This window comes from Gemmatimonadales bacterium, from assembly GCA_019637315.1.
GTDB lineage: Bacteria > Gemmatimonadota > Gemmatimonadetes > Gemmatimonadales > GWC2-71-9 > SHZU01.
In genome coordinates this window covers 177,010-193,716 of the sequence record JAHBVU010000005.1, presented here as the reverse complement: position 1 = coordinate 193,716, position 16,707 = coordinate 177,010, and the positions used below count along the sequence as shown (strand labels likewise).

The following is a 16,707-nucleotide window of genomic DNA, read 5'->3' as shown; positions in this document are numbered from 1 at the left end:
CTCCGCCAGGCCGGAATGTACGGCCTGCGGACGACCCGAACAAGCGTTTGGTAGCAACGAGAAGGGCCAGGTCCTCCGCCGCTTGACGTCACGCGGTCTGCGCGGCTGGGGCCTTCCATTCCCGGCAAAGGCGGTCGATCTGGGCCTCGGCCAGGGGCTCACGAGTCAACCCGCATCGGCTGCCACCCGGTTCGCGCAGGTAGTGCGCGCATTGGTGACAAATACCGAACGGACGCTGGCCATTCCGTCGCTGCAACCCGGTCAGCAGGCCACGGAGGGTGGCCTCCAGTTGCCCCGCCAGCATCGGTGTTGCCGCCAGTTCCGCTTCCAGGTCCTTGGCCCAGCTGTCCTCCAGAACGGCGCGGCCGGCCGGCGTGAGCGTGAGCTGCACCCGGCGACCGTGGCGCTGATCGGGTTGCTTCTCGAGCAGGCCTTTCCGCTCCAGCACGGCCAGGGACTGCGACACTGTGCCGCGGGTCAACCCGAAGTACTCAGCGATGGCAATCGGGATGTCGCTGTACCGATTGGCTCGCGCCAGGTAGCTCAGAACCTGGACGTGAATCGGCAACAAACCGTGGCGGGCGGCATCGTCGCGCGTCGATTGGTGGATCAACGCGCCGAGTCGTTCAAGCAGTAGCGAGGAGCCGTTCATGGCAGCCGGGCACTCCCTTCTTGACTTCAACAATGTATCGACTCTATACTTAAAAATGTATTTAGTCGATACATAAATAACTCCCAGGAGGGTCTCATGAGCAAGGCCAAGTTCTACCATGCCGGGTGCCCGGTCTGCGTGTCCGCCGAGCAGCAATTCGTCAGTGCCCTGGATCCTGCCCGCTACGAAGTCGAGGTCGTCCATCTGGGCGAGCAAAAAAACCGGGTCGCCGAGGCTGCAAGCCTCGGGATCACGTCGGTTCCGGCGCTGGTCATCGATGGGACGCCGTTCCATATCAACTTCGGGGCGGCTCTCGCGGACCTGGCCTGAAATGCTGTCCGTGTCGATTCCGCCTGACGCAACCGCGCCAGACTGGCAGGTGAGCCAGTGGTTCAACACGCCGATCGCGCTCGACCTTGCCGCCCTCCGCGGCAAGGTCGTCGTGGTGCATGCCTTCCAAATGCTCTGTCCGGGATGCGTCAGTCACGGCATTCCACAGGCCGAGCGGATCCACCGAATTTTTTCCAACGAAGGCGTGGCAGTGATCGGCCTCCACACAGTCTTCGAGCATCACGCGGCCATGCAGCCGGTGTCGCTGCAGGCCTTTCTTCACGAGTACCGCATCACGCACCCCGTCGGGGTCGACCTGCCCGTGCCTGGCCAGCCGATACCCGCGACCATGCAGCGGTACAGAATGCAGGGCACGCCAACCCTGATCCTGATCGATCGCGCCGGCCGGCTGCGATTGCAGCATTTCGGGCGGCTCGACGATCTGGTGGCGGGCGCTGAGATCATGCGCCTGGCGGCGGAAGCGCCGGGGAGCTAGGCGGGAATCGGGCACCACGCGGGGGCCGAAGGTCGCGTGCCCGACCCGGATTATCGTAGCACCCCTTTCGGCCGCGATGTCGCAGCAATCAACTGCGTTGATTGGGTTACCGCTCGTACGCCGACGGCCCCTATCCTCGGGCATGCCGTTTCCTTGCTATCCACCCCCCGCCGAGCGTACCGTATGGGCATGCCCGATCTGGTCAGCCTGTGGACCCGGGACAACGTCTTGGGCCTCCCCGACGACGGCAACCGCTACGAGCTGGTCGACGGCGAACTGGTCGTGACCCCGAGCCCAAGCGGTCGTCACCAGCTCGCCGTCTGGACGCTCTACGACCTGATCAAGGCCTACGTTCGAGAACACGGCATCGGCCGCGCCGGCACCGCTCCGGCCGACTTGGACCTGCGCGCCGGCCAGCTGCTCCAGCCCGACCTGTTCGTCGGCGCGGCGATCGAAGGCCGCGCCCCGGTCGAGTGGAACGAGTGGGGCGTGCCGCTCCTGGTGGCGGAGGTGCTCTCTCCGAGCACGGCTCGGCACGACCGGGTCACCAAGCGGCGGCTGTATCAGCGATCCGGCGTGCCCGCCTACTGGATCGTCGACTTCGACGCCCGCCTGGTCGAGGTCTGGACGCCCGCCGATCGCAAACCCGCCATCGTCGACGATATGCTCACCTGGCACGCCGATCCTTCGATTCCGCCGTTACTGATCGACCTGCCGGCGTACTTCCGCGAGGTTTGGCCCGACACCTGACCTGCCCTGGAGCGGGTGGGCGAGGTGCAGGACCGCTTAGCGACGCCGAGCCGCCGCCATGATCTCCCGCAGCCGATCATGCGGCAATTCCGGCACCCGCACGCCGTCCGCACCTACCATGGTCTCCGCCGCGACCATCGCGTTCAGGATCGACTCCTCCGTTGCCTGCACCGTGGCCTCGAAGAGCGGGTTCATCAGCGCGTTCGGCACCATTGCCAGAGCGACCACCGAATCGCCGCGGCCGATGGAACGGTTGGCGGTCGAGAAAGCCAGGAAGATGTCGCCTGAGGAGTTCTCACCGAGGCCGCCCATCCGCCCGACCGCCAGCGCCACCCGCCGAGTCAGGCGCTGGAGCTGGTGCGGCAGGAGCGGCGCGTCGGTTGCCACCACGACGATGATCGAACCCGCCCCGTCATCGAGCGGCCCTGGCAGTCCCGGCTTGGTCGAGCCGCCAGGTCCGCACTCGGGAAAGCGGCCACCTGCGAACCTCGTGGTTGCCTCGGGTTTCACCGTGAGGCAGATCCCGACTTCCGAATTGGGAATCGCCTCACCCACCGGCACGCCATCGACCCGGAACCGGGGCCGAGCGCCGTAGTTGCACTGGGTCAGCACACCGAGCGTGTAACGACCACCGGCCACCTGAATCACCCGTGAGGAGGTGCCGATACCGGCCTTGAAACCGTGACAGATCATTCCCGTGCCGCCGCCAACATTCCCCTCGGCCACCGGTCCAGGTCGCGCCGCGTCGAGCGCACCGAGCACATGCGACCGCTGCACATGAAAGCCGTTCATGTCGTTGAGCAGGCCGTCGGCGGTTTCGGCCACCACGGGCAGCGCGAACGAGAAGCCGGGGCGGTGTCCCAGCATCCATTCGATGGCCGCGTCCCGCGCCACGCCGACACTGTGGGTGTTGGTGATCAGCACTGGCGTGTCGAGGATGCCCGACTCTTCGAGCCACGCCACGCCGGTCATCTCGCCGTTGCCGTTGAGGCGATACCAGGAGGCAAAGGTGCTGTCCGGGCCTGCCTGGCCTCGGGGCAGGATGGCCGTGACACCGGTGCGGATCGGGCCCTGTCCGCGGACCAGCTTGCCGGCGCCTTCGATGATAGTGGTGTGTCCGACGGCAACTCCCGCAACATCGGTGATGGCATTGAGCGGCCCCGGCGTTCCCGGGAGCGCCACGCCGAGATCGCGGGCGCGAACCCCGGGCTGGGCCCAGGCGGAGGTCGACAGCAGCAGTACAGCAGCCAGACCCGGCAGGACACGCCGGAGGGCGAGAAACAGCATCGGTGACTCCAGAAAGGGCGGTGCGGGAATCTAGCGCCGGCCTGGCCGTTCTCCATTCGGGACCAACGGTCGATTTCGTCTTGACAGCGGCAGATCCATCGAGCAAGCTACCGGCGTACCACGTCCGCCGGCCCTGGTGCCGATCAGGTTCCATCCGTTCGCGGTTCGCCCCGCGGGCTACCCTCATGTCAGGACATCATGATCCGATCCCTTGCAAGCGTGCTGGCTCTCGCGACCGTGTTCGGTCTCGGGACGCTCGACGCCCAGGACCGCCCCAGAGCATTCCGAGGCGCCCACATCATTCCCATTGCCGGTCCGGAGATTCCGAACGGCGTCCTGGTCGTCCAGGGCGGCCGAATCACGGCGGTCGGCGCGGCCGGCTCGGTGACCATTCCGTCCGGCGCGGAGGTCATCGACGCGACCGGCAAAGTGATCATGCCCGGCCTGGTCGACACGCATTCGCACCTCGGTGGTGGTGACGGCGGCGATCGCTCGTCGAGCATCCATCCCGACGTGCGGATCATCGACGCCATGAACGCGCAGGATCCCGGCTTCCAGCGAGCTCGGGCGGGCGGGCTGACCACCGTCAACGTGATGCCCGGCTCCGGACTCCTCTCGAGCGGACAAACGGCCTACATCAAGCTCAAGCAGGGCCGGATCATCACCGACCTGCTCTACTGCAACGACGTGCTGAAGGAGATCTGCGGCGGCCTCAAGATGGCCAACGGCACCAACCCCCGCGGCACTCCGCCCGCGCCTGGCACCCGCGCCAAGGCCGCTGCGATGGTACGGGCGAAGTTCATCGCTGCGCAGGAGTATCGGGCCAAAATCCGCGCCGCCGGCACCGATTCGACCAAGCTGCCGCGGCGCGACCTCGAGCTCGAAACCCTGAGCGAAGTGCTCGACGGACGCCGGATGGTGCACTTCCACACCCATCGGCATGACGACATCCTGACGGTGCTGCGCCTGAAGCAGGAGTTCGGCTTCCGGGTCGTGCTGCAGCACGTCAGCGAGGGCTGGAAGGTTGCCAAGGAAATCGCCGAGGCGAAGGTTGCGTCGTCGGTGATCATGATCGACGCGCCGGGCGGCAAGCTCGAAGCCGTCGGCCTGAGCCTCCGGACCCCGTTTGCGATCGACAGTGCCGGCGGCCTGGTGGGCTTCCATACCGACGACGGCATCACCGATTCGCGCTTCTTCCTGCGCTCGGGCGGGCTCGCCGTCCGCGCCGGGATGTCGCGCGCCAAGGCGCTCCATGCGCTGACGCTGGCGGGCGCCGTGATGATGGACCTCGACAAGCGGATCGGTAGCCTCGAACGGGGCAAGGATGCGGATTTCATCATCCTGTCCGGCGACCCGCTGTCGGTCTACACGCATGTGGAGCAGACCTGGGTCCTGGGCGAAAAGGTGTTTGACCTGTCCGACCCCAAGGATCGCGTCTTTGCCTATGGCGGCCGTGGTTCCAGTTCCGAGGGAATCTTCCTCCATCACGACGAGGACCACGACTGATGCGTACCTGTCTTCTTGGCCTCGCCACATTCGGCGCCCTGAGCGTCGGTGCTCCTGCTGCGCACGCCCAGGTGGCCGTTCGCGGCGAAACCGTCCACACCATGGCCGGCGCCGCCATCAGCAATGGCGTGGTGCTGATCGGCCGCAACGGTAAGATCGAACGGGTCGGACCGGCCGGCAGCGTCTCGATCCCGAGCGGCTACCGTACCCTGACCGCCAAAGTCGTGACGCCGGGGCTGATCGATGCCCACACGGTGATCGGCCTGGCCGGCTATCTGAATCAGCCTCACGATCAGGACCAGCTCGATCGCAGCAACGCGATTCAGCCCGAGCTGCGCGCCTTCGACGCGTACAATGCCGAAGAAGCGCTGGTCGAGTATGTCCGTGATCTGGGCGTTACCACGATCCACACCGGTCACGGCCCCGGCGCGCTGATGAGCGGTCAGACGATGATCGTCAAAACCCGGGGTCGGAACGTCAGCGAGGCGCTGGTCGACTCGGTCACGATGGTTGCGATGACGTTGGGACCGGAGGTGGGTCAGAACTTCGCGGGCCGGCCGGGCACACGCAGCAAGGGCATGTCCCTGGTGCGCACCGAGCTGATCCGGGCGCAGGAGTACAGCCGCAACCGCCGCGGTGCCACGGCCGACAAGCCGATTACCCGCGACCTCAAGCTCGAGATCCTGGCCGACCTGCTGGAGGGCAAGGTCAAGGCGCTCATCACCGCCAACCGGGTCAGTGAGATTCTCTCGGCGCTCCGCCTCCAGAAGGAGTTCGGCTTCCCGCTGGTGCTCGATGGCGCCGCCGAGTCGTATCTGGTGATCGAAGAGCTCAAGGCGGCTGGCGTCCCGGTCATCACGCATCCGACCATGGCCCGGCACGGTGGCACTCTGCAGAACGCCACCTTCGAAACGGCCAAGCTGCTGCGGGATGCCGGCATTCCGGTTGCTCTGCAGAGCGGCTTCGAAGGCTATGTGCCGAAGACGCGGGTGGTGCTGTTCGAAGCGGCGATTGCCGCGCGCTTCGGGCTCTCGTTCCAGGAGGCCCTCGGCACGGTCACGCTCGGCGCGGCTCGGATCCTGGGCATCGACAAGCGGGTCGGATCGCTCGAGACCGGGAAGGACGGCGACGTGGTGCTCTTCGACGGCGATCCGTTCGAGTACAACACCCGCGTGTGCGGCGTGGTGATCGACGGCGCGGTGGTCAGCGAGCGCTGTTTCTAGCCAACTGCTCGGCGGTCGTTGCCTGGAAGGCAGCGACCGCCGAGCCTTCACCAGCCGAACCGAAGCCAGGCCTGCGCCGCGGCTCGCTCAGCTAGACCCGCTCGAGAATCGCCGCCATACCCTGACCAACGCCGATGCAGAGGGCCACCAGCGCATAGCGCAGCTTGCGCTCCTCCAGCTCACGCACCGCGGTCAGTACCAACCGCGCCCCCGACATGCCCAGAGGGTGGCCCAGCGCGATGGCGCCGCCATTGGGGTTGAGGCGCGGATCGTCGTCGGCAATGCCCAGCTCGCGAGTACACGAAAGCACCTGCGCGGCAAAGGCCTCGTTCAGCTCGATGAGATCCATCTGATCAAGCGTCAGCTCGGTCCGCGCCAGCAGCTTCCGAATCGCAAAGACCGGCCCGATCCCCATGATCCGGGGCTCCACCCCGGCCACTGCCGTGGCCACGATCCTGGCTTTGGGAATCAACCCGGCCCGGGCGGCGCCCGCTTCCGAAGCGAGCAGCAGTGCCGCAGCGCCGTCGTTGAGCCCCGACGCATTCCCGGCGGTGACCGACCCCTTCCCGTCGGTGCGGAACGCCGGCTTGAGTCGGGCCAGCCCCTCCAAGGTTGAGTCTGGCCGGATGAACTCGTCGTGCTCGACCAGGATGGGCTCCTTGCCCTTGCCCGCCGCCGGAATCGAGACGCCTACGATTTCCTTGGCAAAACGCCCGCGCGCCCGGGCCGCCGCCGCGTTCTGCTGGGACCGGAGCGCGAACTTGTCCTGATCCTCCCGGCTGATCGACCGGGTCTCGAGCAGGTTCTCGGCGGTTCCGCCCATCGGGTCGACCCCGTAGGCCTCTTTCATCCTCGGATTGATGAACCGCCAGCCGAGGCTGGTGTCGAACATCTCGATATCCCGGGCAAAGGGCCGAGCCGCCTTGCCGAGGACAAAGGGCGCCCGGGTCATCTGTTCCACCCCACCGGCGATGTACAGATCGCCCTCGTCGACGGCAATGGCGCGGGCAGCGTTGGCCACGGCCGCAAGCCCCGAGGCACAGAGTCGGTTGACCGTTTCGCCCGCCACCGAGACCGGCAATCCGGCCAGGAGGCCGGCCATCCGGGCCACGTTGCGGTTATCCTCGCCGGCCTGATTGGCGCAGCCCAGGATGACATCGCCGATTCCGGCAGGGTCGAGCCCGGGATGGCGGGCCACCAGGCTCCGAATAGCGTGAGCAGCGAGGTCGTCGGCCCGAACCGGCGACAGGGCACCACCAAGAGATCCGATCGGCGTCCGAACGCCGTCTACGACAAAGGCATGTGACATGTTAGCAAAATAGCCGCCCACCCCCGCGGTCCCACCTGGGATACGTGAAGAGCGAGCCGCCGTCCTGGGCGGGGGGGCCGTGCCCGAGCCGGTAGTGGGTCAGTTGACCCACTACCCCCGAGCCGTTCCAGGTGCCTCAGATCGGAGGCTCATGCTAAACTTCTGGGTTGTCCCATGCTGTCCCACAACGAATCAGGACCCCGATGAGCCAGGACTCCGTCCTCCTCGAGCGACGCGGCGCGGTCGCCCGCGTGACTCTCAACCGACCGGACGTTCTCAACAGCTTCGACAACCCGATGTTCGAGCGATTCCTGGCCGTCCTCGACGAAGTCCGGGCCGACCGCTCGCTTCGGGCTCTGTACCTGACTGGTGCGGGGCGCGGTTTCTGCGCCGGCCAGGATATCAGCGGCGGCGTGCCCGAGGGTCCCTATGGAGCCCACCTCGAGAAGCACTGGAACCCGGTCGCGCGCGGGCTCCGGACACTCGATATCCCGGTCGTAGTCGCGGTGAACGGGGTAGCCGCTGGTGCCGGCGCCAACGTGGCCCTCGCGGCCGACTTCGTGATCGCGGCCGAGGAGGCTTCGTTCATCCAGGCGTTCGTGAACATCGGCCTGGTACCCGATACCGCCGGCACCTGGACCCTGCCCCGTCGAGTCGGTTACGCCCGCGCCGCGGCCCTCCTGATGCTGGGCGACAAGCTGCCCGCCAAGCAGGCCGCCGACTGGGGTCTGATCCTCAAAGCGGTTCCGCTTGCCAGTCTGGAGGCCGAGGCCTGGGGTCTGGCAGAGCGTCTGGCCGCCATGCCGACCCTCGCGGTCGGGCTCACCAAGCGGCTGCTCGACGCCTCGGCGACCAACACGCTGGAGCAGCAGCTGGCGCTCGAGGCAGAGTATCAGACTATCGCAGGCAACAGCGCCGACCATGCCGAGGGTGTGGCCGCGTTCCGCGAGAAGCGGAAGCCCGCGTTCGGAGGCAAGTAGGAATGGCAGTCGATCGACAGACCGTGGTTGGTGTGCTGGGCGCCGGCACCATGGGAAGCGGCATTGCGCAGGTGGCCGCAGCAGCCGGCCATCGCGTCATCCTGGCCGACGTCTTTGCCGGTGCGGCCGACAAAGCCCGGATTGCGCACACCAAGTCCATCGGGCGTGAAGTCGAGAAGGGACGTCTCTCGGCCGATGCAGCCGCAGCGCTGCTGGGCCGAATCGAGTATCACACGCTGGCGCCGGGTGACTTCCTGCCGTTCGGGCCGGCGGGGCTCGTGATCGAGGCGATCGTGGAGGATCTCGAGGTCAAGCGCGCCACCTTCCGCCACTTGGAGAACGTCCTGACCCGCGATGCGGTGATCGGCACCAACACCTCGTCGCTGTCCGTGACCGCCATCGCGGCCGGGTGCGACCATCCGCAGCGGGTCATCGGGATTCACTTCTTCAACCCGGCGCCGGTGCTGCCGCTGGTCGAAATCGTGCCCGGCGTCGCAACTGATCCGGCGGTCACGGAGTCAACTCGGGCGCTGGTCGACAGCTGGGGCAAGACCACGGTGCTGGCGTCGGACACGCCAGGCTTCATCGTGAATCGAGTGGCCCGACCGTTCTACGGCGAGGCGCTCCGGATCTTCGAGGAAGGCATTGCCGACAAGGCGACGATCGACTGGGCCATGCGAGACGCCGGGCACTTCAAGATGGGCCCGTTCGAGTTGATGGACCTGATCGGCAACGACGTGAACTATGCCGTGTCTCGCTCGGTGTTCGAAGCCTTCGGGTATGACCCGCGGTATCGACCGTTTCTGACCCAGAAGCAGCTCGTCGACGGCGGATTGCTGGGCAGAAAAACCGGGCGAGGCCATTTCGACTACCGCGCGGGCGCCATCAACCCAGAACCGACCCGTGACACCGATCTCGCGATTGCCATCTTTCCACGAATCCTCGCGGTGTTGATCAACGCCGCAATCGACGCACTGTTCTGGCGCGTGGCCAGCCGCGACGATCTCGACCTGGCCATGACCAAGGGCGTCAATTATCCCAAGGGCCTGCTCCGCTGGGCCGATAACATCGGGCTCGACCGGGTGCTCGAGCGCTTGGACCAGCTCCACGCCGAATATGGCGAAGACCGCTATCGCGCGAGCCCGCTGCTTCGCCGCATGGTGGCCGAGGGTCGGACGTTTTACGAATGAGTGAGTCGATGACGCCACAGCAGCAGGCCGAGGCCGTTTACGCCGCCATGATGGAGCGCGACCGGTTCAGTCGGTGGCTGGGCATCGAACTGGTCGAACTGGCGCCGGAACACGCCGTGCTTCGCATGGTGGTGCGCGACGAGATGGTGAATGGATTCGGGGTCTGTCACGGCGGGGTGACCTTTGCCTTTGCCGACAGTGCTTTTGCCTTTGCCTGCAACACGCAGGGCAACGTTGCGGTCAGCATCGATGCCTCGATGAGCTACCCCGCCGGTGTGCGACCGGGCGACGTCCTGATCGCCAGCGCCAAGGAAGTGTCTCGCAGCAAGCGAATCCTCTACCACCAGGTCAATGTCACCAAAGCCGACGGCAGCGTCGTCGGCCTCTTTCGCGGTACGGCGTACCGCACCGAGAAACCTCACCTCCTCTCGCCGGGGTCCGGCCCTTCGGACCCGGCCCGCTAGGATATCATGACCAAGCAGATTGATTGGAAGCGCGTCTACTATCTGACGCTGGTGTCCCGACAGCTGGACGAGACGGAAGAAACGAAGCTCGTTCCCGAGAAGAAGGTCGCCTACCAGTTCACGGCTCGCGGCCATGACGTGGCGCAGACCATTCTGGCTCAGTACCTCGACCATCCGCATGACGCTGCCAGCGCATACTACCGGTCGCGTCCGCTGCTGCTCGCGCTCGGGCTGCCGATCGACGATGCTTTTGCGGGGCCGATGGGCAAGTCGGGCGGTTTCAGCAACGGGCGCGATATCGGTGTTGTCTGCAACCTTCCTGCGGTGCCTGGCCCGGTGGTTCTGCCGATGGCCGGCGACGTCGGTTCGCAATACACCCCGCTGATCGGGTGGGCCCAGGCGATTACCTACCATCGCGACGTGCTCAACGACGGGTCGTACGCGGGCGCCATCGGCTGCGTACTGGGCGGCGACTCCAGCGTGGCAACCAGCGGGTTCTGGTCGGCGCTCACCATCGCGACGACGCTCAAGCTGCCGGTTCTTTTCTATATCGAAGACAACGGCTACGGCATTTCCGTGCCGTCCCATTTCCAGACGCCGGGCGCCAACATCGCCGAGAATCTCGCGTCGTTCAAGAATCTCCGAATCACCCAGGGCGACGGCACCGACGCCGCCGGGACCGCTGCGCTGTTCGACGAGGCAACCCGGTACGTGCGCGAGGGCCACGGCCCCGCCATGGTGCGGCTGACCGTGCCTCGGCTGTCCGGGCACTCGGGGCAGGACACCCAGGCCTATAAGCCGGGCGATCTGCTCGATCGCGAGCGAGCCAACGATCCCCTCCCCAAGCTGCGTGCCTATCTTGCGGGCGGCATTCTGACTGAAGCGCAGCTTGGCGAGATCGAGGCGCAGGCCGCTCGGGATGTCGAGGCTGGCCTGGCCGCTGCGCTGGCCCGTCCAGAGCCGACCGGCGAGGGCATCACTCGGCATCGATTTGCCGAACGGAACGACGATGGCACGCCGGAACTGCAAACCCGCGGCGGACTGGCGCCCTCGGCTCACGAGTTCCCGGCCACGACCGAGACACCTGCACCAGAGGGGCCGCGGATCAACATGCTCACCGCGATCCGCCGGGCGCTGGAGCACGAGCTGGCGACCAATCCGAAACTGTTGGTGTTCGGTGAGGATGTTGGCCCCAAGGGCGGGGTTCACGCGGCCACGCTCGGTCTGCAGGAGCGCTTCGGCGAGCAGCGGGTCTTCGACACCAGCCTGTCCGAAGAGGGCATCATCGGCCGTGCCGTGGGCATGGCACTGGCAGGTCTGATGCCGGTACCGGAAATCCAGTTCCGCAAGTACGCCGACCCGGCCACCGAGCAGCTCAACAACTGCGGCACCATCCGCTGGCGCACCAACAACCGTTGGGCCGCGCCGATCGTGGTACGAATGCCGGGCGGCTATGCGCCGAAGTGCGGTGATCCGTGGCACAGCGTCTGTGGCGAAGCCGTCTTTGCGCATGCGACGGGCTGGCAGGTGGCGGTGCCGTCGAACGCCGAGGACGCGGTCGGTCTGATTCGCACCGCGATGCGCAGCAACGACCCGACGATCTTCTTCGAACACCGGGCGCTCCTGGATGGCACCTGGTCTCGGCGGCCGTATCCGGGCGACAGCTTCGTGGTTCCCTTCGGCAAGGCACGCACCGTCGTGGAGGGCGACAAGCTCACCTGCGTGACGTGGGGCGCTATGGTCGAGCGCTGTGAGGCAGCGGCCAAGCAGTCGGGTTACGCTGTCCACGTGCTCGACTTGCGGACCATCTCGCCCTGGGATCGCGAGGCCGTGCTGGCGTCCGTCAAGCGGACGCGGCGCTGCCTGATCGTCCACGAGGACACCATGACAGTCGGTTTCGGCGCCGAGGTGAGTGCGGTGGTTGCGGAGCAGGCCTTCCTGTCGCTCGACGCCCCGATCCACCGCATGGCCATTCCCGACATCCCGACACCGTATAACGTCGCGCTGATGAACGCCACGCTGCCGCAGGTGGACGGGATCACGGACCGGATGGTCGAGCTGATCGAGTTCTGACACCGTCGTACGCCAAGCCAGGGAGGAACACCGGGATGAGGTCATCACGTCGCGCATTTCTGCACGGGACCTGCTCCTGCGCAGCTCACATTGCCCTGGCTGGCGCGCTGCTACCTCCTCTGGCCCGGTCGGCCTGGGCGGCCCGGCCGGGCGGCCGTGTCGTCGCCGCAGAGCCGTTCGGTCGACTCGAATCGGTTGCGCCGGGTGTCTGGGCCCTGATCTCGACTCCGCTGACTGGTGATCGAACCACGCTGTCCAACGGCGGCCTGATTGCCGGCACGAACGGGGTGCTGGCCATTGAAGGGTTCATGATGCCTGCGGGCGCCAGGTGGCTTGCGGACCAGGCTGTAGCCCTGACGGGAATGCGTCCGTCTCACGTCGTGCTGAGCCATTATCACGCCGATCATGTCAATGGGGTGGCGGGATTCACGAACGTGAGCGGCACGCCGGTCACCGTGCACGCGACTCGCGCGACGCTCGATCTGGCCCGGGAGCGGAACCAGCCAGCCGATCCGGACCGGACCCGCCTGCTCGACGGAGCGACCGTGATCGCGCCGACGGGGAACACGACGCTCGACCTGGGCGGGCGGCAGATCACCATCACGCCGCATGCTGGGCACACCGCAAGCGACGTGATCGTCACGGTTGACGACACCATCTTCTGCGGCGATCTCGTCTGGAACGCGATGTTCCCGAACTACATGGACACCGTCCCGTCCGCGCTGGCGGCAACGGTCAGGGCACTGCGCAGTCAAGGCGCCGCTCGATACGTCCCCGGCCATGGCAGCATGAGCGCTCCGGCGGATCTCGATCGATACCTGAGCATGCTCGAGAGCGTCGAACGCGCTGCCCGCGCTAGCCGCGGCCGAGGGCAGTCGGCCGCGGAGGCCGCTACGGCGTATCGATTCCCGGAGGCACTGGGTGAGTGGATGCTGTTCAGTCCACGCTTCCTCGAGGTTGCCTTCCAGGCCTGGTATCGCGAGTTGGGAGGCGCGTAGCGGCGCTCAGCGGATCAGCTTATCGGACAACGCCCCCCGAATCATCGAAGTTCCGGCCGGTTCGTCACCCTGCACCTTGTCGCGTTGCCATCGAAGCAGGACAGACGATTGAGCCCGCCCGGCGTGTGCCGGGCGGGCTCAAGTAGCGTAGCCGGGTACCGGATCAGCGCTGGTCGGTTGGACGCACCCCGGTAGCGGCTCCCTGTCCATCGACCGTGGGAGGCGTCAGGTTCGCACCTGCCGGGCGCCGTGGCGCCGACACCGAGCGGGCCGGCGCGGCAGCTGCAGCCCGCACAGCGGCCGGTGCCACACCGCCGAACTCGAACGGACCGATATCGCAGGCGCCCTGGCGCCCGAAGCCCCGCTGGTCGGTCGTCGGACACAGCGAGGCGTTGCCGGCATTGATGGCCGGGCTGCCTGCTTGCAGCGCGTGCGTCCGGGTCGGGCCGCCGTTGTCTGCCAAGTCAGTATCCACACCCATGGTCGCGACCGAGTTCTGATCGCCGGGGCCCGCCAGTCCGCAGGTTGCGTCTCCACTCAGGTTAGTGCCAGCGGAAACGATACCCGCCGCGCCCCCTGTTGCGCAGTTGGCCGCAGCTCCCTCTCGCAGGTTGCCGACCAGTATCACGTTCCCGAGGTTCGGCGCTCCTGCGTTGTTGGCGCCGATCCCGCCGCCGAAATTCGACGCGGTGTTACCGAGGAACAGGACGTTACGGAGGATGGAGGTTCCGGTCACACCGAGACCGCCGCCGATGCCACCGGCATTGCCGGAGACCGTCACGTTGCGAATGGTCGCAGTCGAGGTCGAGGTCGAGAAGATGCCGCCGCCCGTACCGGTTGAGGTGTTGCCCGAAACCGTCGAGTTCGCCACCGTGCCTGCCGTCCCGATCGTCAGGCCACCGCCGTCGGTCTTGGCGGTGTTGTTGCGGATGGTGCTGCGCTCGATGGTCGAGGTTCCGCTCCCGGTCAGCTGTAAGCCGCCGCCCTGCGTTTCAGCCGTGTTCTCCGCGATCGTCACGCCAGTCAGCACCACGACCGCCGACGCTGAACTCGTCAGGCCACCGCCGGTGAAGGTTGTCGCGGTGTTGCCGGAGATCGTTCCACCGATCAGTTCGAAGCGTGACGTCCCCGCAGCATAGACACCCCCACCGGCGGTTCCGGTGTTGTTCGTGATCTCGACCCCGGTCCCAACAAGCTGACCGTCGTTGAAGATCCCGATGCCGCCGCCCAGCCCGTTGTTGCCGCCAGTGCCTGTGACCTGGTTCCCCGAGACCGTGACCTGCGTCAAGGTGACCACGTTGGCACCAAGCAGCTGGACGCCGCCACCCTGGATGAAGGCGACGTTGTTCCGCACTGCCACGTTGGAGAGCGTCAGGGTGCTGGCGCGACCGAAGATACCCCCGCCTGCGCCAGCAAGGGAGCGATTACCCTCGACCGCACCTCCAGTTACCGTCATCGTTGCGCCATCGAGCACGGCAATTCCGCCGCCTGCTCCGGCCGCGGTTGCTTCGTTGTTGGCAATCGTGACATCCTCGAAGGCAACGGTGCTCCCGAAGGTGTAGAGACCACCCCCGAATCCATTAGCGACCCGGTTGTCCGAGATTGCCCCACCCTTCATCTGCAACCGGCTCCCTGATGCAGCATACACACCACCGCCGTGGACCTGCGAGCCCTGGGTGCGGTTTCCGACGATCGTCGTGCCATCGGTGCGGAGCACGCCGGTGTTCTGCATCTGGATTCCGCCGCCACCGAACTCGCCTTCGGAACGATTGTTCCTGATCGTCCCGTTCGTGATGTCGACCTCGGCCGATCCCCAGAGGAAGATGCCGCCACCCCGCGCACTGGACACGTTCTCTTCGATCGTCACATTGGTCAGCGTCACCGAAGGCGAACCGGTCAGCTGCGCAGCCGGATCGTTCGAGATCGTAATGCCACCGCCGCGAACCGCACGGTTGTTCGCGATGACGGTGCCCGTAATCGCGACTGCCATGGCACGCCCGGAGATCCGCATGGCGCCACCTTCAACCGTGGTGCTGTTGTTGAAGAAGCTGCCTCCCGTCACCGTCACCGATCCGACACCTTCGGCAAGCAGGCCGCCGCCGCTGTTGCCGGTCGTTTCATTGTCCTCGACCGTCACGTCGATCAGCGTCAGCGTGCCGTTGAACACCCGGATGCCGCCGCCCCATCCGCTGGTAACACTGTTGCCGGAGATCACACCGTTCCGCATCGTGGCCGAGGCGCCGGTGACGACCGAGAGTCCTCCCCCGGGGCTGTTGGCGCCCGACGTCCAGTTGTCGGTGATCCGAACGTCCTCGAGCTGCACATGGCTCTCGTCCTGCACCTGGATGCCACCACCGCCACCGGTGGTCGACTGGTTTCGGTCGATCCGGGAGTCGGTGAGCGTCAGCTGCGAAGCGCCATCGACCAGCACGCCCCCGCCCCCCGCGGCGACGCCGCCAGTCAGCCGCAGTCCGGAGATCGACACGGTTGCGCCGCCCGTAATCCGGAAGACCCGGCGCAGACTGCCAGTGCTCCCATTCGCATTGACCGTAAGCTGCGTAGCACCGGGCCCCTCGATCGAGACCGAGGCCGACAGCGGCGGCAGCGCGGAGGTCAGCGTGATCTCTCCGCCGGGTAAGTTGTTCGGCAGGCGAATGACGGCGACCCCTTCGGCCGCTGCTGACCTCGCGCCAGCTGACGCGGATGCCGGCGGCGCCGGCGCCGCCGAGTTCACCGCCATGATGGCCTCGCGGAGCGAACAATGAGACGGGGTACAGGCACCGTCATCGAGATCATTGGCGGTCGTAACGACCCAGTCCGGGCGCACCGTAACGGTGGCGGACGCCGACTTGGTCGGGTCGAGCACGCTGGTCGCGGTGACCGTGCAGGGACCCGCAATGATCGGCGCCGTGTAGCTCACCGACGCACTGGTGCCGTCGACCGTGCCGCAGCTGGCGCTCCACGTCAAGCCGGTCTGGGTGGTACCGGTCACCGTGGCGGTGAAGTTCTGGCTACCGCCCCGATCGAGTTCGGCCTGCGCGGGGGTCAGACCAACGACCACCGGCGTCACGGTCACCGTGGCAGTACCGGTCTTGGTCCCGTCCTGGGCACTGGTTGCCGTTACGGTAACGCTGCCGCCCGCGACCGGTGCCGTCAGGGTCGCATTGTTGCCGTTGGCCTGGATGGTTCCCGCAGACGCGGTCCAGGTCACCGAGGTATTGGTCGCATTCGTCACGGTCGCGGTGAACTGCTGGGTTCCGCCCGCTCCGACCGTGGCCGTTCCGGGAGAGACCGAGACGGCAACTGCCGGGGGCGGCGGTGGAGGCGGCGGCGAAACCGGGCCGTCTCCGCCACACGCAGCAACCAGGAGACTCGGCAGCAGCCAGGCATTCCGGCAACGGCGGACGTCTGAAATAGTCATCATGGCCCCTATGGTTTGAATAAGTTTT

14 protein-coding genes are annotated in these 16,707 nt (G+C 66.5%); 10 read left to right on the top strand and 4 right to left on the bottom strand.

Annotated features, from left to right (window positions below; genetic code table 11):
• Positions 1–88: 88 nt before the first annotated feature.
• Positions 89–652 carry a winged helix-turn-helix transcriptional regulator gene (locus tag KF785_06825; protein MBX3146470.1) on the bottom strand — a complete coding sequence of 188 codons (564 nt, stop codon included), beginning with the start codon at positions 650–652 and terminating at the stop codon, positions 89–91.
• Between the two features lie 96 nt (positions 653–748).
• On the opposite strand from KF785_06825, the gene KF785_06820 reads away from it, so the two are divergent.
• From KF785_06820 to KF785_06810, 3 genes are all read left to right on the top strand, one after another.
• On the top strand, positions 749–982 hold the full coding sequence (locus KF785_06820; protein MBX3146469.1) for a hypothetical protein: 234 nt from the start codon (positions 749–751) through the stop codon (positions 980–982).
• Positions 983–992: 10 nt separating this feature from the next.
• Positions 993–1,478, top strand: a complete 486-nt coding sequence (locus tag KF785_06815; protein MBX3146468.1) for a redoxin family protein — start codon at positions 993–995, stop codon at positions 1,476–1,478.
• Between the two features lie 183 nt (positions 1,479–1,661).
• Positions 1,662–2,228, top strand: coding sequence for a Uma2 family endonuclease (locus KF785_06810; GenBank protein MBX3146467.1), 567 nt, complete (start codon positions 1,662–1,664; stop codon positions 2,226–2,228).
• Positions 2,229–2,264: 36 nt separating this feature from the next.
• Here the strand turns inward: KF785_06810 and KF785_06805 are convergent, their stop codons facing one another.
• Positions 2,265–3,515, bottom strand: coding sequence for a P1 family peptidase (locus tag KF785_06805; protein MBX3146466.1), 1,251 nt, complete (start codon positions 3,513–3,515; stop codon positions 2,265–2,267).
• 198 nt (positions 3,516–3,713) lie between these two features.
• Here KF785_06805 and KF785_06800 point away from each other — a divergent pair, with 198 nt between their 5' ends.
• Positions 3,714–5,021 (top strand): amidohydrolase family protein, encoded by a 1,308-nt coding sequence (locus KF785_06800; protein MBX3146465.1) that lies wholly within the window; start codon positions 3,714–3,716, stop codon positions 5,019–5,021.
• The gene (locus tag KF785_06795) at positions 5,021–6,244 is read left to right on the top strand and encodes an amidohydrolase family protein (GenBank protein MBX3146464.1); all 1,224 of its coding nucleotides are present in this window, start codon (positions 5,021–5,023) and stop codon (positions 6,242–6,244) included. Before KF785_06800 ends, KF785_06795 begins: the two co-directional genes overlap by 1 nt.
• Before the next feature lie 91 nt (positions 6,245–6,335).
• On the opposite strand, the gene pcaF is transcribed toward KF785_06795, so the two are convergent.
• Positions 6,336–7,553, bottom strand: coding sequence for a 3-oxoadipyl-CoA thiolase (gene pcaF / locus KF785_06790; protein ID MBX3146463.1), 1,218 nt, complete (start codon positions 7,551–7,553; stop codon positions 6,336–6,338).
• A 203-nt stretch (positions 7,554–7,756) separates the two neighbouring features.
• On the opposite strand from pcaF, the gene KF785_06785 reads away from it, so the two are divergent.
• The 5 genes from KF785_06785 to KF785_06765 are packed head-to-tail and all read left to right on the top strand — an operon-like array spanning position 7,757 to position 13,258.
• A complete protein-coding gene (locus tag KF785_06785; protein MBX3146462.1) occupies positions 7,757–8,533 on the top strand; it encodes an enoyl-CoA hydratase/isomerase family protein in 777 nt (258 codons plus the stop codon).
• 2 nt (positions 8,534–8,535) lie between these two features.
• Positions 8,536–9,723, top strand: coding sequence for a 3-hydroxybutyryl-CoA dehydrogenase (locus KF785_06780; protein MBX3146461.1), 1,188 nt, complete (start codon positions 8,536–8,538; stop codon positions 9,721–9,723).
• The gene (gene paaI / locus KF785_06775) at positions 9,720–10,187 is read left to right on the top strand and encodes a hydroxyphenylacetyl-CoA thioesterase PaaI (protein MBX3146460.1); all 468 of its coding nucleotides are present in this window, start codon (positions 9,720–9,722) and stop codon (positions 10,185–10,187) included. Before KF785_06780 ends, paaI begins: the two co-directional genes overlap by 4 nt.
• 6 nt (positions 10,188–10,193) lie before the next feature.
• Positions 10,194–12,260 (top strand): pyruvate dehydrogenase, encoded by a 2,067-nt coding sequence (locus KF785_06770; GenBank protein ID MBX3146459.1) that lies wholly within the window; start codon positions 10,194–10,196, stop codon positions 12,258–12,260.
• Positions 12,261–12,295: 35 nt separating this feature from the next.
• Positions 12,296–13,258, top strand: a complete 963-nt coding sequence (locus KF785_06765; protein MBX3146458.1) for an MBL fold metallo-hydrolase — start codon at positions 12,296–12,298, stop codon at positions 13,256–13,258.
• Positions 13,259–13,421: 163 nt separating this feature from the next.
• On the opposite strand, the gene KF785_06760 is transcribed toward KF785_06765, so the two are convergent.
• Positions 13,422–16,682: a right-handed parallel beta-helix repeat-containing protein gene (locus KF785_06760; protein ID MBX3146457.1), complete on the bottom strand. Its 3,261-nt coding sequence runs from the start codon at positions 16,680–16,682 to the stop codon at positions 13,422–13,424.
• Positions 16,683–16,707: the final 25 nt, after the last annotated feature.